Below are 16,731 nucleotides of genomic sequence, written 5' to 3'. Positions count from 1 at the left end.
GTTTAAGCCTCTCCTTTCTGGGCATCTGTGTCTTCGGCGAATCGTGCGGCGATTGCTTCACCGTGGGCGGGCAGCGCCTCCGCGGTGGCGAAGGCGATAACGTTCTCCGCTACCTCGCCGAGTGCCGCGCGGTCATACTCGATGAGGTTTACTGGGCGAAGGAAGGTGTGCGTCGACAAGCCGGCGCTAAACCGCGCGGTTCCAGAGGTTGGCAAAACGTGGTTGGAACCCGCGGTGTAATCACCAAGAGGTACGGGCGAATAGTCGCCAACGAAGATGGCACCGGCGTGGCGGATGCGCTCCGCAACTGCCCGGGCGTTTATCGTGTGCACCTCCAAGTGCTCGGCGGCATAGGCATCCGCGACGGCGATTCCCGCCTCAAGGTCCTCAACCACGACAATGCCCGACTGCTCACCGCGCAGCGCCTCGGCGGCGCGTTCGGCATTGGCGGTGGCGGTATAACGCTGCGCTACCTCCGCGTTCACGGCGGCGGCAAACTCCTCTGAATCAGTAATGAGCACGGAAGCAGCCATGGGATCATGCTCTGCCTGGGAGATGAGGTCATAGGCCACGTAGACGGGGTTGGCGCTATCGTCTGCCAAAATGGCGATCTCCGTGGGCCCGGCCTCCGCATCAATGCCCACCACGCCCTGCACTGCCCGTTTAGCGGCGGCAACAAACACGTTGCCTGGGCCGGTAATGATATCGACAGGCTCCAGTGCTTCCTCACCGGTAACCGGTTCATCATCGCCATAGGCCAGAAGGGCAATGGCTTGCCCGCCGCCTACTGCCCACACCTCGTCCACGCCGAGCATGTGGCATGTGGCCAGCACCGTCGGGTGCGGCAGACCACCAAACTCCTTCTGTGGTGGGGAGGCCACGACCATCGCCTCAGCGCCCGCTTCCTGGGCGGGGACGGCGTTCATAATGACGGAAGATGGATACACCGCCTTGCCGCCTGGGACGTACAGCCCCACCCGCTCGATGGGGTGAAAGACCTCGGTGACCGTTGCCCCCGGCGCCAGGGTGGTCGTGTGCGAATCCGGCCTCTGGTCAGCATGGACAGCACGCACGCGCACGATGGATTCCTCGATGGCCGCCCGCACTTTCGGGTCCAGCTCATCGGCTGCTTTCTTCAGCTCCTCCTGAGGAACACGCACCGCGGCCGGGCGAATGCCGTCAAATTTTTCGCCGAAGTCGAGGGCGGCCGCCGCTCCGCCGTCACGGACCTTCTCCACCATGGGGATAACAGTGCCCATCACCGAGGACACGTCCGTGCCCCCTCGCGGCAATACTCGGCGCAAACGGGAGGTAGTAAGTTCCTCTCCTCGCAGGTCGATGGTTCGTAGCATGCTGGGACCTCTTTTTATAATATGCAGTGGTTTCTATACCTTCCCATTACTATACCCGGACCGAAAAGCCAGCGAACCGGCAGGTGCGGGTTATAGAATGTGCCACTAGTAACACATTCCGGCATCCCGAATCGGTAGAGGGAGGTGGCGAAATGAGCAACGGCGCCGACGGCCTGGACCGCCAGACCCCGTCAGACTTGCTTGCCCGCGTCGAACGCCTCACGCGCCGGGAAAGCCTTGACTGCATCCGGGTGTCCGCACACGAGCTCCTCTTCCCGCACTCGCCGCTCGGGGAAACCCGCGCTTTCATGGACACTGAGGGCGAGCCGATCCTGCGTTTCTACACCACCCACCATGGCATTCTTGGTTTCGGCGATATCCCCAGTCTCAGCGAGTTCGTCAACGACTGGAACCACGACTGCCTCTCGCCGCACCTCGTGCTCAACTATTCCTCCCCTACCGAAGTCGAAGTGTGGGGTCACTCCTTCCTCGTGGTGCACCAGAAACCCACAAGCGCCCAACTCTCCGCTTCGGTAGTGCCAGCGCTCCACAACGCCGCGGCCTGCCTCGAAGAACTGGCTAAACTTTTCCCCGTTCTCACGCTTCCCCGCCCGGCAGTCCCGGAAGAACAGACAGAACTCGACGGCCCCGTCGCCAGCGTCGATACGGACCGCCTCGAAGCCCTCTTACCCGCTCTGGGAATTTCGCGCTTCCAATCAGATGGCGATGAAGCAGTTTATGCCTGGATCAATGACGTCCTCTTTGCCTTCGCCATTGACTCCGGCCCAAGCCTCATCATCAAAGGCCATTGGGACCCGAACCTACAGGGCAGCGAGTTCTCCAGGATTTTCCTTATTTGCAATGATTGGAACCGGAACAATCACTCGGCCTCGGCCTTCTGCCACTCCAACGTTGACGGGCTGCAGGTGCGCATTGATTACGCGGTCATGACGGGCGCCGGGCTTTCCGACGCCCAACTGATAACCGCCCTCGGCCGCGGCATCAAGCACGTCCTCCACGGCATCGATGACATTTCACGCGATGCCGTGGGCTCCTCCCCCGTCGCGTGGCCCTAGCGCACGTCGACCGCTGCCTCATTTTCTTCCGTTTCACTTTCGAGCGCCACGCTGGGCGGCTCAAAGAACAGCGCGGACCAGTAGACAAACATGGCCATAAATGGTCCCACAAGCCACGCGATGCCGGGCGAAAACTTCGGCACGAACTCCACGAATTCCCCGGGGTTCTCCGGAACATCAGTGGCCGTCGCCCCACCGAAGACATAGAAGGACGCCGCACCGGCCAAAGCCGCCAGCGCCACCCACAGCAGCACACCGACGCCACGGTAGCGCTCTCCCCAACGGTGGGCGATTGCTCCCAAGGCCATACCGAGGACTCCGGTGATCAGCACGAAGGTGATATAAGAATCGAATTGCACGTCGGCAACGTTGCGCAGGACATAGCCGCCATCCTCCATGCGATGGCCCTCCAGAGTAGGCCGCCACAGCCCCCAGACAGCGCCAACAGCGGAGAAACCAAGGAGCGCTAACGCGAGCAACCCCGCGCCGAATCCAATGGCGCGGGGTATATGAAAGCTAGGTGCACGCAGTGCAGGCACGATAATCTCTAGCCGCAGAAGGTCCAGTTACCATTCTCGCGCTTGAAGCGCATGGTGGAGCTATCCATGCCCTGGCTGGTGTTGACGTTCACGGTCGCGGAGGCGTCATCGCCGTTAACCACGACATCATTGATGGACTCAACGCCGGTCTTGGACCAGTCGAAGCCCTCCATCTGGGAGGTGTCCTGGCCAGCTGCGGCCATCATGTCCTTGAGCTGGTTCATCGGCACATCCGGGACCTGGTTGTAGTCCACCTGGTCGAGGCCGGAGTTTGGATCATTACGCACGGCCGCGCAGGTGTGTTCCGGAAGGTACTTCACAAAGGAGCGCATGGTCTGCTGCTCATACATGCCACGTACCAGGGTGTTGATACCGTCGATATCCTCCTGGCTTGCGGCCTCGCCCTGAACCGGTTCAACCTTTGGCATGTTCTGGAACGGGTCCGCGCCCTCTTCGAAGGGGTTGGCCACGGCCTGGTCGCCGCCCTCAGGGTTCTCTCCCTCCGGCTTCGGAGCAGCGCTCTCGCCGTCCTTATTCTCTTCCCCCTCCTTCTTATCCTCAGAAGTCTTCTCTTCCGTCTTCTTCTCAGACGTCTTTTCCTTGGACTTCGTCGTCGTGGTGGTCTTTGCCGCAGAGGAAGCGGTGTCGCCTGCGTTCTCGTCATCGGAACCACAAGCAGCCAAGGAAAGCGGTGCAACGAGTGCAACAGCGATGAGGGACTTCTTGGCAGGTGTCAAAAAGGACAAGGGATAACTCCTCAAATTAAATAGAGAGCGATAGGTAAATCCACGCTAGGCGTGGTGGTTGCTCTTGGGCATCTCCGACAACCCTAACAAGGGCTGTTTGAAGAAATCATATTTTACACCTTGAAGCTTCCTGTGAGCCCCACTAGGGGTTTCTTGCGCCGCGTAGAGTTGGTCGTGTGCATCTATCTCGCGACGCTATCGTTTCCACCGCCCTCGAACTCTTGACCCGCTACGGGCTTGCCGACGTCACCATGCGCCGCGTCGCCACCAACCTCGACGTGGCTCCCGGCGCCTTGTACTGGCATGTAGCTAACAAGCAATCGCTCATCGCCGCCATGACCGCTGAGATCCTCTCCCCCGTCGCGGGTGAAACCACGGCGGAGTTGGTCAGCTCGCTGCACCGGGAGCTGCGCCGCTGGCGCGATGGAGCCGAGGTAGCCATCGCTGGCGCCGCTTTCCCAGAGTCTTCAGCCAGCATTGACTTAGAAGAGTTATTCACAACCACGCTGCAGAAAGAAGCCCCCGATGCGTCACCGGAGGATATCGCCGTCGCCGCTCGTACGCTGATCCACTACACACTCGGGGCTACGTTCATGGAGCAATCCCGCGAGCAGCTCAGTGGGGCGTCGCCGAGCGGGTCGTCGCCCAGCACGGCCTCTCCCTCTCCGGGCACCGCGCCCGTGGACGCCACCTCTGTGCGCGCCGCGGAACTCATGGTTACCGGTTTAAAGTCACTGCGAACCGATCGCTGCGAATAGAATTGACTAAGCTGAGCCTCATGACTGAGACCCGTGCTGATCTAACGCCATCTCGCCAGGTGTGGCCTGGTTCCCCCTCCCCGCTCGGCTCCACCTTCGATGGAGCCGGAACTAATTTTGCTATCTTTTCCGAAATCGCGGAAAAGGTTGAGCTCTGCCTCATCGACCACGATGGCAGCGAAGAGCGCATTGAGTTGACCGAAGTCACCGCCCATGTCTGGCACGCCTACCTCCCCAACGTCAGCCCCGGACAGCGCTACGGTTACCGCATCCACGGCCCTTATGAACCGGAGCACGGCCTGCGCTGCGATCCCTCGAAGCTACTTGTCGATCCTTATGCCCGCGCCTTCGACGGTGATTTTGACGGCGATGCCTCGCTGTACTCCTACGATATCTTCGCTGAAGAGCCTGGCACCGGGCGCAACGAAGATGATTCCTTGGGCCACACGATGCTGTCGGTGGTCATCAACCCCTTCTTCGAGTGGCACGGCGACAACCGGCCGCATACCCCGGATAACGAGACCATCATCTACGAAGCCCACGTCAAGGGCATGACGATGACGCACCCGGATGTGCCAGAGGAGCTGCGCGGCACCTACGCCGGCATGGCGCACCCGGCGATCATCAACTACTTCAAGGACTTGGGTGTGACGGCCGTCGAGCTGCTGCCGGTCCACCAGTTCCTCCAGGATGACCGTCTGCGCCAGCTGGACCTGCGTAACTACTGGGGCTACAACACCTTCGGCTTCTTCGCTCCGCATGCGGACTACGCCTACGCCAAGAAGCCAGGCGAGGCAGTGGCTGAGTTCAAGGCTATGGTTCGCGCTTACCACGAGGCTGGAATCGAGATCATCCTCGATGTGGTCTACAACCACACCGCCGAAGGCAACCACATGGGGCCAACCATTGCCTTCCGCGGTATTGATAACCATGCCTACTACCGCTTGGTCGATGACAATCCCGAGCACTACATGGACTACACCGGCACCGGTAACTCCCTCAATGTCCGCCACCCGCACTCCCTCCAACTGATTATGGATTCGCTGCGTTATTGGGTGACGGAAATGCGCGTGGATGGCTTCCGCTTCGATCTCGCGTCTACTCTGGCGCGCGAGCTGGATGACGTCGACAAGCTCGCCACCTTCTTCGATCTGGTGCAGCAGGACCCGGTGGTCTCCAAGGTCAAGCTCATCGCCGAGCCCTGGGACGTGGGCCATAACGGCTACCAGGTTGGTAACTTCCCGCCCATTTGGAGCGAATGGAACGGTAAGTACCGCGATACCGTCCGTGATTTCTGGCGCGGGGAACCGTCGAAGATGGGTGAGTTTGCCTCACGCTTGACCGGCTCTTCCGACTTGTATGCCAACAACGGCCGCCGCCCCACCGCATCCATTAACTTCATCACCGCTCACGACGGCTTCACGCTGCGTGATTTGGTGTCCTACAACGAAAAGCACAACGCGGACAACGGGGAGGACAACCGCGACGGTGAATCCCACAACCGCTCGTGGAACCACGGCGTGGAGGGCCCGACTGACGACGAAGAAATTAAGAAGCTTCGCCGCCGCCAGGTCCGCAACTTCCTCACCACTCTTCTGCTCTCCCAAGGCACCCCGATGCTGTGCCACGGCGATGAACTAGGCCGCACCCAGGGCGGCAACAACAACGTGTACTGCCAGGACAACGAGATTTCCTGGATCGATTGGTCGATGTTGGAGCAGGAAAAGAACATCGCCATGCACGGTTTTACTAAGCGCCTGATTAACATCCGCAAGAACCACCCGGTGTTCCGTCGCCAGCGTTTCTTGGCCGGTGGCCCCTTTGGTTCTGAGGTGAAAGACCGCGATATTGCATGGCTCGTGCCCTCCGGCAAGCTGATGACCTCTGAGGACTGGGATTTTGAATTCGGCAAGGCCCTCATGGTCTACCTCAATGGCAACGCCATCACGGAAACGACGGCCCGCGGCGAACGCATCACGGATGATTCCTTCATCATGATTTTCAACGCCCACCACGAGGACATTGAGTTCACCCTGCCGAAGAAGGACTTGGGCGCTAGCTGGCGGCTCATCGTCGATACTTCTGATTCCGGCGGATACCCGGACGAGGAAAAGCTGATCTCTGCCGAAGGAACCATCATGGTGCAGCCGCGCTCCACGCTGATTTTGCGCCAGACCGAGCCCCCAGTCTTCGACGACAACGACGAACCTGCATAATCGGTTGCTTCGGCAAGAAGCAGCTGAAGCTTTGGCTGCTTCTTCACCGCTTGCTCTCCACCACCAACACCATGCTTTGAAAGGAATCCGTGTCCTACACTGCCCACGGTGCCGTCATTGATGTCACCGCCGAAGCCATTGTTTTCCGCCGCTCTTTGCTTGCTTCTTCCCTCGGCGCACCAGCCCACGAGAGTCTCTCCCTCGCTGGAGCCACGGGCGTGGAATGCACGGAGCCGACGGCAACTGGTTTTGGTCAAGTCATCGTTCACGGCACCAGTGGTTCCGGAGATGGTGCTGGTGACACGGTCATCCGTTTTGCACCCGGCCAGGACGCCACGGCTTTCGCGCAGGCGGTGGAGGCTGCCTTGCGCGGCGAAGCACCGGCCGCCAGCACTCGTGTTCAGGGATTGAACTTCACCGCCGTCGATGTGGAAACGGCCAATGACAACTGGGGTTCGGTGTGCCAGATCGGCGCGGTCCGCTTCCGCGATGGCGAAGAGACCGAGTCCCGTACGTGGTTGTGCACTCCCCCGCCGGGCCTAGAGCACTTCGACGACGTCAACATCAGTATCCACGGCATCACGCCAGATGACGTCGCTGATGCTTCGCCCTTTGCGGATGCTGCTGCCGAGCTCTTCGACTTCCTCGGCTCTGACACGATGGTGGCCCACAACGCACAGTTCGATTCCACGGCCTTGCGCAGCGGCCTTAAGAAATCTGCGGCGCCAGTTCCGGAGATTCGCTTGGCGTGCTCGCTGGCCCTGGCTCGCGATGCCTCCCGCGCCGGCGTCATCGACGTGGCCAACCATAAGCTTCCGACCGTCGCCTCCTGTATCGGGGCCGAGGACTTCCACCACCACGAAGCCACAGCGGATGCCCGGGCAGCCGGCGAAATTGTTAGCGCCCTGGCTCAGCGCTTTGGTCACTCTGGTTCCATCGAGGACTTGTTCACCATCCGTGACTTTGCCCTGGGCACCTTGAGCGAGGAGTCCGTCATCCCAGTTCTGCGCGCTAACACTGCTCCGCTGTCTGCAGCGGACTTAGGCGCAGGCACGGATTTCCGCGACAAGACGCGCATGGCCGGAACGACCTCGGGTGCGAAAAAGAAGAGCTCCGGGTCCGCACAGCGCCGCGGGCCGGCCCCATGGCAGTCCGTATCCACGCCAGACACCATCCCGGATCCGAACCCCGACGCCGATCCAGAAGGCGCATTGTTTGGCCAGAATGTCACCCTCACTGGTGACTTCGAACCTTTTGATAAAGGTCTGTTGTGGTCCAAGATTGCTGAGCGCGGTGGAAAGGTGGGCAAGAACGTCACGAAGAAGACCACCATCCTCGTCGTAGGCCAGTGGGCCACCAAGACATCGAAGGAAAAGCGCGCCGAAGAGCTACAAGGCAAGGGCCAGGATATTGAGATCTGGCAGACAGACAAGCTCCTCGAGGAGCTTCAACTCGATGAAGCACCTCCGTTTTAACCCGCGATTGGCCTCAAGGCATCCGCGATAAGCCCAAATACAAAGGAATTCTCCTCTTCGCTGGGAACCGGTGGGCGTGGAGCGCAGTCCAATAAGCATAAGGAATCTGCACCTGCCCAACCGTTACGGAGATAAATCCTTATGACCATCGCGCTATCCACTTCCCTCCACGTCGATCGCCTTCTCCCCTCGCTCTGCCCGAGCGAAGAGCTGACCGGAAATAAGCTGTGTGATGATGGTTTTGGGGACTCACCTGCTAGCCTCCAGCTATCGCGCACGCTATCGATGTCCATAGTGCGCGGCACGGGTACGGAGGCCAAGCGTGTGAGCCAGCGCGCTCTGGATGATATGGGCTTAACCGTACGCCAGGCATGGGATTCCGCAGCGCTGAATCTGCAGCGGCGAGCGTTGACGGAGCAGGGACTGCGATTCTTCACCCGCCCTGCCGAACTCGGCTTCATGGGGTCCGAGGCAGGCCTCGAGGTGCGAGCTTATCGCTGCACGATATCGTCCTGGTTGGCCCATCCGCAGGCTTTCGTTATCCTAGACAATCATCTTCAGAGGCTCAGCCAGGCTCGAAGCATCACGTACCTCGTGCCTGATGCGCACACTCTTTATGCGTTGTTCAACGTATCCCCGCATCGCGCCACGGAGTTAGCGTGGCGCGCTGCTGAATTGCGCCCGCGCCATCGAGCCCCGCTCAGCATGCAACCGCTAGTATTAGCTAACGGCTTCCCGTTGGAGGTGTAGACACACCCCCGCACTTTTCCGCCGTGGCCGAAAGGAGTCACGTTTCACGATGGCTGAATCATCCATGTCCCGCTTGAGCAACCAGTATCATTCCTGGGTGCACGCGCATCCCACTGCGGCGCAGGACTTCCGCGATGCCATCGAGGACTTGCTTAACGACGCCGGAATTATCTTCGACCGCGTAGCTACCCGTGTGAAGCAATGGCCGTCTCTGAAGGCCAAGGCAAAGAAGCGTCGCGGCAACGGCGAGCTCATGTACCCCACTCCGTGGGAGGATATCCACGATGTCTTGGGCGTGCGGATTACCGTCTTCCACTCCACGGTTATTCCGGAGGCCCTCGAAGTTCTGGGAGAAACCTTCACCGTGCTTCGCTCGGTGGACAAGGCAGCAGAAACGCGGATTTCCGGCGGCTTTGGCTATGGCTCACACCACCTAGTGCTCAAGGTCTCTGAAGATAGTGTCGCTGCCCTTGAGGAACTTGAAGCCTATGTTGGCTGGACCTTTGAGATTCAAATCCGCACTGTGCTGCAGCACGCCTGGGCGGAATTTGAGCACGATATCCGGTACAAGCAGGGCCCCAACCCGCCATCCCCACAGGTGGATCGCCTCTTCACGCTCGCTGCGGGCCTCATTGAGTTGGCGGACCAGCAGTTCGATGAGATCGCAGCGCTCAAGGCCCCCAGCTCCGAGGCGGACGATGACGTGGAAATCACGGCAGAGACCCTCCCCGGCGTCCTCGCCATCATTCTGGGTAACCGCTTTCCGCGTTCACGCTCGGAGCACTATCGCTTCCTAGCGGAGCTTTTAGAAAACAACGGCATCAATCGTCTAAGCCAGCTCAAGCAGCTCCTCGATGAAGACGCCATCGCCCACGTGCATGACGCCATGCGCTACCGCTTCCGCCCGGGCCAGGTCAGGCTTATCGACGATTTGCTGCTCAACAAGTTCGGTGCCCAGCACATCGAGGCCACCGCCCAAGCCGGCGACCGCAAGGATCGCAAGCGTCGCCTGAACGCGCGCCTGAAGGCCTTAAAAAGCTTCCGGAATAATTAGCGGAATCCGCCGCGGAACTTGTCGATCTGCCGGCGCTCCTTCTTCGTGGGGCGGCCGGCACCGCGCGGGCGAACCGGAACCGAGGGTAAAAACTCCTTCGGCGGTGGCGGCGGTGCGTGGTCGATGTAGCAGGTCCGCGCGATGGGAGCGCCCACGCGCTTGGACACGGTGGCGAGCACCTCGAGATCATGTTCGTGGTGGTTGCGCCACACGCGCACGCGGTCGCCGGGGACAACCTGCTGTGCGGGCTTGGTGGCGTTGCCGTTGAGCTTGACGTGCCCGGCGCGCACCGCTGCGGCAGCTTCTGACCGGGTCTTGAACATGCGCACGGACCAGACCCAGGCGTCAATGCGGACGGGCCGCCCGTCGGGCTGATTCACCATAGGCGCTTAAAGGTTGTGGTTTTCGTTGACGATCTTCTGGATCTTTATCCAGTTGTAGGCGCCGCCGACCACGGCGACGATGAGACCAATGGCCATACAGGTCCAGAAACCAGTCAATGCCCAACCCAGGAGGATGCCGCCGGCGACGCCTCCCACGACACACACAGCGCCGTTGCGTGCGTGGGTGCGTACGGCTTGTTTGCGTTGCTCAATGGGATTGTTGGGGCGTCGCTGCATAGTCATGGGGCTTATTTTACATGGCCAGAAGCCCGCCACCTTAAAGCTCCACCCAGGCTGTTCCGGCTTCCTTCGGCTCTACCCCACCCTGAGTCAGTGCCGCGAGCGTTGCAGCGAGTTTCTCCTCACCGCCGGGCTCAACGGACACGGTGAAAGTCACCGCCTGGCCATAAGCGGTATCCACCATGTCGACGCCGCGGTTGCGCAACTCCGCTTCCAGCCGGCCGGCCTCCGCGTGGGAAACCTCCACGGTATAGAGCTCACGCAAGGCGCGCGTGACATGCTCAACCTGCTCCATCGTCTCGCTCACAGCGCCGCTATAAGCGTGAACGAGCCCGCCCGCGCCCAACTTGATACCGCCGAAGTAGCGCACGACCACTGCACAGATATCAAGCAGCCCCGAGCCTTTCAAAACATCAAGCATCGGTTTACCGGCGGTGCCGGAAGGCTCGCCATCATCGGAGGAGCGCTCCACCGGATTCGAGCCATCGACGTGATAGATATACGCCGAGCAGTGGTGGCGGGCGTCGGGAAAGCGGTCGCAGGCGGCGTCGATAAGCGCGCGTGCTTCCGCCTCATTCGTGGCGCGGCCGATGAGGGTGATAAACCGCGAGCGTTTGATCTCAATCTCGTGCTCGACGACGTCTCCTGCGACCGGGCGCTGATAGCTCTCCAGCATTATGCGACGAGGAAATCGTACTCAGGGGTGCCCGGCTGAAGCTGCTGGCAATTCAGCTTCGACTTCTCCATGCGCTCCAGCAGGCCATCGATACCCGCTGCGCTGCCCAGTTCGATGCCCACCAGCGCCGCGCCGGTCTCGCGGTTATTGCGCTTGAGGTACTCGAACAACGTGATGTCATCCTCTGGACCTAAGACATCCTGCAGGAAGTGGCGCAGCTGGCCTGGCTCCTGTGGGAAGTTCACCAGGAAGTAGTGCTTGAGGCCGCGGTGCACTAGGGAGCGCTCCATGATTTCGGCGTAGCGCAGCACGTCATTGTTGCCGCCGGAAATAACGCAGACGACTGTCGAGCCCGGCTGCAGGTTCAGCGTGCGCAGGCCGGTCACGCTCAGCGCGCCGGCGGGCTCGGCGATGATGCCTTCGTTCTGGTACAGCGCCAACTGCTCAGTGCACACAGCACCTTCGGAGACGACATCCCAGTGCAAGCGTCCTTGATTGGCCTCCAAAATCTTGAAGGGCAGCTCACCGATGCGCTTGACCGCAGCCCCATCGACGAAAGGATCCACGGTGTCGAGCGTTACCGGCTCGCCGGCAGCGAATGCAGCGCTGAGCGACGCCGCCCCAGCCGGCTCAATGCCCACCACCGCGGTGCGCGGGGCCATGTCAGCGAGGTAGGAGGTGATGCCGGAGATCAGGCCACCGCCGCCCACGGGGACCACCACGGTGTCGAGGGATTTACCGATGGACGACAGTTGGGACACGATTTCCGCGGCGACGGTTCCCTGGCCGGTAACGGTATCGCGTGCGTCGAAAGGCTCAATAAAGAAGGCACCGCGCTCCGCAGCATCCGCGTGCGCGGCGGCAGCTGCTTCATCGAAGTTGGCGCCGGTGACAACGAGTTCCACGACGTCACCGCCATGGACCAGGATGCGGTCGCGCTTTTGCTTCGGGGTCGGCTCCGGCACGAAGATCTTGCCGTGGATCCCCATGGTGCGGCAGGCATAAGCCACGCCTTGGGCGTGATTGCCGGCAGAGGCTGTAACAATCCCCTGCTTCCGCTGCTCTTCGCTTAAATTCGACATGCCGTACAGAGCGCCGCGAATCTTGTAGGAGCGCACGTCCTGCAGATCTTCGCGTTTTAAGTACACCTCATAGCCGGTTTCTTGGGACAGGCGCGGGCAATACTGCAGCGGAGCCGGGGCAATCTCCGAGCTAATTCGCGATTGTGCCAGTTGGATATCAGAGGCGTGGATTGGCTCGAAGTCTTGCGGGGTGCTTGTCATGGTGGCTCATTTTAGCGCCCCAGCTCTCTCGCGTCGCACATTACCTAGCATTCGACCGATTCACCCAACGTTTACCTAGATATCGTTTGTTTGCAACGCTGCGTTCCCCAAAAGCACCATGGGCGGTACGTACGGTGGTTCGGAAACTTTTTCGTTCCGCTTCAAGGAGTCTTTCTCAATGTCTCGCTCTTTCTCCCGCCGCGCTCTCGCGCTGTGTGCTGCGACCGCGACTAGCCTTAGCCTGACCGTGCCGGCATCCTCGGCCGCGATTGTGGACAACGTCATCGAGCATTCCGCCGCTGACGCCAGCCTCAAGGTGACCCCGATCGGCACCTATGAGTCCGGCGTGTACGCAGAATCAGCCGCGGAAATCGTGGCCTTCCACCCAGCCTCCAAGCGCATCCTTACGGTTAACGCGCACGCGGGCCAGATCGACGTCCTCGACGCCGCTGACCCAGCCAAGCCCACCTTGATCGGCTCCATTTCTGCCGGTGAAGGCAAAGAGATCAACTCCGTAGCCGTACGCCCTGATGGCCTGGCTGTGGCCGCCGTCCAGCAGGCGGACAAGACCGAGAACGGCGAGGCGCTCTTCTTCAACGCTGCGGCCGAGGACTTAGCCACCGCCGAGCTGGGGCGCGTGGCGGTGGGTGCTTTGCCGGATAACGTCCACCTCACCGCGGACGGAAACTACGCTCTCGTGGCCAACGAGGGCGAGCCGTCGAACGAGCTCAACGCCGAGGGCACCGATTACGTCGCCGACCCAGAAGGTTCCGTCTCCGTTATCAAGCTGCCGGCGGGAGTTGCGGCGCCGACTCAGGCGGATGCCCGCATCGCTGATTTCACGGCTTTCGACGGCAAGCCACTGCCTGAGGGCGTGCGCGTCTTTGGTCCCTCCGGGCACGAGGCGAAGCCCTCCATTGACTTCGAACCGGAGTACATCTCCTCCCAGGCGGGCAAGGCATACGTGACGCTGCAGGAGGCCAATGCCATTGGGGTCATCGATATTGAATCCGCCACAGTGGAGAAGATCCTGCCGGCTCACATTGCGGATCACTCGCAGGTAGCACTCGACTCCTCCAACAAGGATGACGCCGCCGAGCTGCGCACCATCCCGGTCAAGGGTCTGTCCATGCCGGACTCCATCGGTGCTTTCACCGCCGGCGGCCAGACCTACTTCGCCACCGCGAATGAGGGCGACGCCCGCGAGTGGGGTGTCAAGGAAAAGGACGGTGGTTCCGGCGTCTACACCGATGAAGTCGAGCTCAAGGACCTCATCGAGGACGGCAAGGTGTGCGAGGGCGCGCTGGGCGACGTCAATCCGGACGAGCTCGCCGACAAGAAGCAGGCCGGCAACCTGAAGCTCAGCAACGCCTCCGGGTGGAATGAAGAGAAGGGCTGCTTCGACGAGCTCTATTCCTTCGGCTCTCGCTCCTTCAGCATCTACGACGCCAACGGCACGGTCGTCTTCGACTCCGGTAGCGATTTTGAAAAGATCACCGCTGAGCTGAATGAACCGGGAGTGTTCCACCACAACGCCGACAACGAAGCGGCCGAGTTTGATGACCGCTCTGACAACAAGGGCCCTGAACCGGAGGCCCTGACAATCGGCAAGGTTGGGGATCGCACCTATGCTTTCGTTGGCGCCGAGCGCGTCGGCGGCGTTTTCGTCTATGACGTCACCGACCCGGCCAATGCCTCCTTCGTCACCTACGTCAACAACCGCGACTTCTCCACCGATGAGTTCGCCGCTGCCGGTGACTTGGGCCCGGAGGGCTTCACTTTCGTCGACAAGGCCGACTCCCCCAACGGCGAGCACCTGCTCATCGTGGGCAACGAAGTCTCCGGAACCACCACTGTCTACTCTGTTGAAGATTTGCTTGACGACGAAGACTCTACCGGTGACAAGGACGACGAGGACAAGAATACCCACAGCTCCCACTCATCCACTGCGAGCATCATCGCCGGTTCTGTCATCGGTGTCATCGCTGCGGTGGCTGCCGCAGTCGGCCTGCTGAACGCTCCGGGTGTCCGCGAAACAGTCCTCAGCCTTGCCCCAGCACCGCTGCGCGAGCAGCTGGAGAAGTTCCTGTAATCCCTACCTTCCCTCGGGGCGGGCTGCTACATTGAAGTGGGCTTAGGACAAGCTAGCCCACCCCTTTTTCTCGCACCCCCTTCGCACCTTCTTTCAAGGAGAACTCCTGATTATGCGCCTTTCCACCTCCCTTATCGCAGTGTGCGCGACGACGATGGCCCTGGTCACCCCGTTGGCCACAGCCGCAGAATCCGCTGAGAGCAGCCAGTCCCCCGCTTCCTCCCAGAGCCAAAGCTCTAGTGGCGGAAGCTCTCAGGGCCCCAACGGTGGAAGCTCGATGAACGTCGGTCACATCGACACCTCCGATCTCTCCAAGGAATGTGCGGACGCTGTGCACAAGGCGCGTGAGGAGCACGAGCAGGCGGTGGCTGATGGCACCGCAGGTTCTTCCTTCATGGGGCCGCAGGAGCTGGGGCTCGGCATCCTTAACGGTTATGGTTCCTCTGGCATGCCAGCAGAGCCAGACTGCGTCCAAGCGGAAAAGGACGCCGAGTTGGAGAAGGAATGGGACGAGATGCCCGAATGGGTACAGTCCGCCCGCCCCAATGACACAGCCGAAGAGGTCTTTGCGTGGGTCGGCGGCATTATCGCTCTGGTCGCCGTCGCTATTAATGCGCTGACCGTGGTCGCACAATTCGACCCATCCGTTCTCGATGGTCTGCGCGCCTTCCTCAAGAGCCACGGCTTTTACTGGGATAACTCCCAGAAGAAGGAAGGCGAGAAAGCGGCTGCGAAGTAACCGCCTCCCCACCAAAAATTAAACGCGCGAACCAAGGAGGTTCGCGCGTTTATTTAGTTTGCTCACTGGTTCATGGCCGCTCGCTGATTAGAACAGCTCCTCGGTGGCAATCTGCGCACCCTCCACGAGGGACTCCAGCTTGGCCCACGCGATCTGGTGGTGCAGACGGCCGCCGAGACCACAGTCCGTCGATGCAATCACGTTTTCTGGGCCGACCAGTTCAGCGAACTGGATGATACGGTCTGCTACCAAGCGTGGGTGCTCCACAGCATTGGTGGAGTGAGAAACCACACCCGGGTAAATGACGGTGCCCTCCGGCAACTTGTGGTCCTTCCACAAGCGCCACTCGTGGGCGTGACGCGGCGAGGCACCCTCGAAGGAGAATCCGCCGACCTTGGCCTGCAGGATCTCCTCAATGATGTCCTCGAACGGAATATCCGTCACGTGTGGGCCATGCCAGGAACCCCAGCAGATGTGCAGACGAGTCTGCTCACGCGGGATGTCCTTGATGGACTCGTTGAGCACATCGATTCGCTCACGTAGGAAGGCCTGGAAGTCCTCAACCGTCGGCTCCGGAACCACCGAGTCCCAGGCTTCAGCCAGGTCCGGGGCGTCGAACTGCACGGTCAAGCCGGCATCCGTAATCGCCTTGTACTCCACCTTGAGCGCCTCACCGCAGGCACGCAGGAGGTCAGACTCGTCCTCGTAAAACTTGTTAGGAAGGCGTGCCGCTGCGCCTGGGGATAGGGCGGCGACGAAGCCTTCGGTGCCATCAGGCAGGGCGTCGGCAAGCAGCTTGACGTCCGCTTCCACCTGATCTTGGCCGATGTAGGTAACCGGGCCGGTGAACTCCGGGTTGGCAACCTTCTTGCGGCCGGTAAAGATACCCGAATCCGGGTCATTGTAGGCCTCGGCGAACAGAGCGCGGTCACGGCGATCCTTCATCGAAGAGAGGCGAATCTTGCCCGGCTCGGAACGGATCTTGTCACCGATTTCCCAACGGTCCTTATCCGTCATGGTCAGGCCGCCCAGGCGGGTAAAGGAATAGTTCCACCACGCGCCATAGTCGACGGCGCCGGAGGTGATGTGGCCGTACTCGCCCTCGTTGATGATGTCGACGCCAAGGTCGACCTGCCGCTTGACGACGTCCGCGACGGATCGCTGAAGAATCTCGTGGAACTTCTCATCGGAGATGGTGCCTGCAGAGCGCTCGAGGTTTGCCTCCAGCAGCTCCTTCGTGCGTGGCAGCGATCCAACGTGGGTGGTGCGAATCTTATTGACCATGGGAAACGGGGTTCCTTTCTTCTAGACTGTGCTGTCTAGCCTAGCTGTCAAGGCCCGTCTACCCATAG

The 16,731-nt window shown here is 60.8% G+C and carries 16 protein-coding genes; 8 read left to right on the top strand and 8 right to left on the bottom strand.

The window, feature by feature from the left end; translation table 11 throughout:
• Positions 1–2 precede the first annotated feature (2 nt).
• Positions 3–1,352 carry a histidinol dehydrogenase gene (gene hisD, locus ACUY3D_RS07875; protein WP_448240812.1) on the bottom strand — a complete coding sequence of 450 codons (1,350 nt, stop codon included), beginning with the start codon at positions 1,350–1,352 and terminating at the stop codon, positions 3–5.
• A 152-nt stretch (positions 1,353–1,504) separates the two neighbouring features.
• On the opposite strand from hisD, the gene ACUY3D_RS07870 reads away from it, so the two are divergent.
• The gene (locus ACUY3D_RS07870) at positions 1,505–2,428 is read left to right on the top strand and encodes a YbjN domain-containing protein (protein ID WP_448240811.1); all 924 of its coding nucleotides are present in this window, start codon (positions 1,505–1,507) and stop codon (positions 2,426–2,428) included.
• Here the strand turns inward: ACUY3D_RS07870 and ACUY3D_RS07865 are convergent.
• Together ACUY3D_RS07865 and ACUY3D_RS07860 are read right to left on the bottom strand one after the other, a co-directional pair.
• Positions 2,425–2,826, bottom strand: a complete 402-nt coding sequence (locus ACUY3D_RS07865) for a hypothetical protein (RefSeq protein ID WP_227485693.1) — start codon at positions 2,824–2,826, stop codon at positions 2,425–2,427. The two genes, ACUY3D_RS07870 and ACUY3D_RS07865, sit on opposite strands and share 4 nt — an antisense overlap.
• A gap of 149 nt (positions 2,827–2,975) precedes the next feature.
• Positions 2,976–3,713, bottom strand: coding sequence for a hypothetical protein (locus ACUY3D_RS07860; RefSeq protein ID WP_070519931.1), 738 nt, complete (start codon positions 3,711–3,713; stop codon positions 2,976–2,978).
• Between the two features lie 176 nt (positions 3,714–3,889).
• Here ACUY3D_RS07860 and ACUY3D_RS07855 point away from each other — a divergent pair, with 176 nt between their 5' ends.
• From ACUY3D_RS07855 to ACUY3D_RS07835, 5 genes are all read left to right on the top strand, one after another.
• A complete protein-coding gene (locus ACUY3D_RS07855) occupies positions 3,890–4,471 on the top strand; it encodes a TetR family transcriptional regulator (protein WP_269948037.1) in 582 nt (193 codons plus the stop codon).
• A 20-nt stretch (positions 4,472–4,491) separates the two neighbouring features.
• Positions 4,492–6,687 carry a glycogen debranching protein GlgX gene (gene glgX, locus ACUY3D_RS07850; RefSeq protein ID WP_070519926.1) on the top strand — a complete coding sequence of 732 codons (2,196 nt, stop codon included), beginning with the start codon at positions 4,492–4,494 and terminating at the stop codon, positions 6,685–6,687.
• Between the two features lie 89 nt (positions 6,688–6,776).
• The gene (locus ACUY3D_RS07845; protein ID WP_070623185.1) at positions 6,777–8,162 is read left to right on the top strand and encodes a 3'-5' exonuclease; all 1,386 of its coding nucleotides are present in this window, start codon (positions 6,777–6,779) and stop codon (positions 8,160–8,162) included.
• Positions 8,163–8,303: 141 nt separating this feature from the next.
• Positions 8,304–8,912: a hypothetical protein gene (locus ACUY3D_RS07840; RefSeq protein WP_448240808.1), complete on the top strand. Its 609-nt coding sequence runs from the start codon at positions 8,304–8,306 to the stop codon at positions 8,910–8,912.
• A gap of 49 nt (positions 8,913–8,961) precedes the next feature.
• A complete protein-coding gene (locus tag ACUY3D_RS07835; protein WP_448240806.1) occupies positions 8,962–9,966 on the top strand; it encodes a GTP pyrophosphokinase in 1,005 nt (334 codons plus the stop codon).
• Here the strand turns inward: ACUY3D_RS07835 and hslR are convergent.
• Genes hslR through ilvA form a run of 4 tightly spaced genes read right to left on the bottom strand, consistent with a single transcriptional unit; the run spans position 9,963 to position 12,548 of the window.
• Positions 9,963–10,349, bottom strand: a complete 387-nt coding sequence (hslR, locus tag ACUY3D_RS07830; RefSeq protein WP_070596855.1) for an Hsp15 family ribosome-associated heat shock protein — start codon at positions 10,347–10,349, stop codon at positions 9,963–9,965. The genes ACUY3D_RS07835 and hslR overlap by 4 nt on opposite strands.
• Positions 10,350–10,355: 6 nt before the next feature.
• Entirely contained in the window at positions 10,356–10,592 is a 237-nt protein-coding gene (locus tag ACUY3D_RS07825; protein ID WP_070596854.1) for a hypothetical protein, read from the bottom strand.
• A gap of 34 nt (positions 10,593–10,626) precedes the next feature.
• The gene (locus ACUY3D_RS07820; RefSeq protein ID WP_448240804.1) at positions 10,627–11,265 is read right to left on the bottom strand and encodes a YigZ family protein; all 639 of its coding nucleotides are present in this window, start codon (positions 11,263–11,265) and stop codon (positions 10,627–10,629) included.
• Entirely contained in the window at positions 11,265–12,548 is a 1,284-nt protein-coding gene (gene ilvA / locus ACUY3D_RS07815) for a threonine ammonia-lyase IlvA (protein WP_448240803.1), read from the bottom strand. Before ilvA ends, ACUY3D_RS07820 begins: the two co-directional genes overlap by 1 nt.
• Positions 12,549–12,726: 178 nt before the next feature.
• Here ilvA and ACUY3D_RS07810 point away from each other — a divergent pair, with 178 nt between their 5' ends.
• Positions 12,727–14,640, top strand: a complete 1,914-nt coding sequence (locus ACUY3D_RS07810) for a choice-of-anchor I family protein (protein WP_448240802.1) — start codon at positions 12,727–12,729, stop codon at positions 14,638–14,640.
• Between the two features lie 112 nt (positions 14,641–14,752).
• Positions 14,753–15,379: a hypothetical protein gene (locus ACUY3D_RS07805; protein WP_101735594.1), complete on the top strand. Its 627-nt coding sequence runs from the start codon at positions 14,753–14,755 to the stop codon at positions 15,377–15,379.
• 87 nt (positions 15,380–15,466) lie between these two features.
• On the opposite strand, the gene ACUY3D_RS07800 is transcribed toward ACUY3D_RS07805, so the two are convergent.
• Positions 15,467–16,663 (bottom strand): cobalamin-independent methionine synthase II family protein, encoded by a 1,197-nt coding sequence (locus ACUY3D_RS07800; RefSeq protein ID WP_144014611.1) that lies wholly within the window; start codon positions 16,661–16,663, stop codon positions 15,467–15,469.
• Between the last annotated feature and the right edge of the window lie 68 nt (positions 16,664–16,731).

It is taken from the genome of Corynebacterium guaraldiae (genome assembly GCF_053480195.1).
The sequence above is the reverse complement of the archived record's forward strand: the minus strand, read 5'-3'. Positions and strand labels throughout refer to the sequence as shown.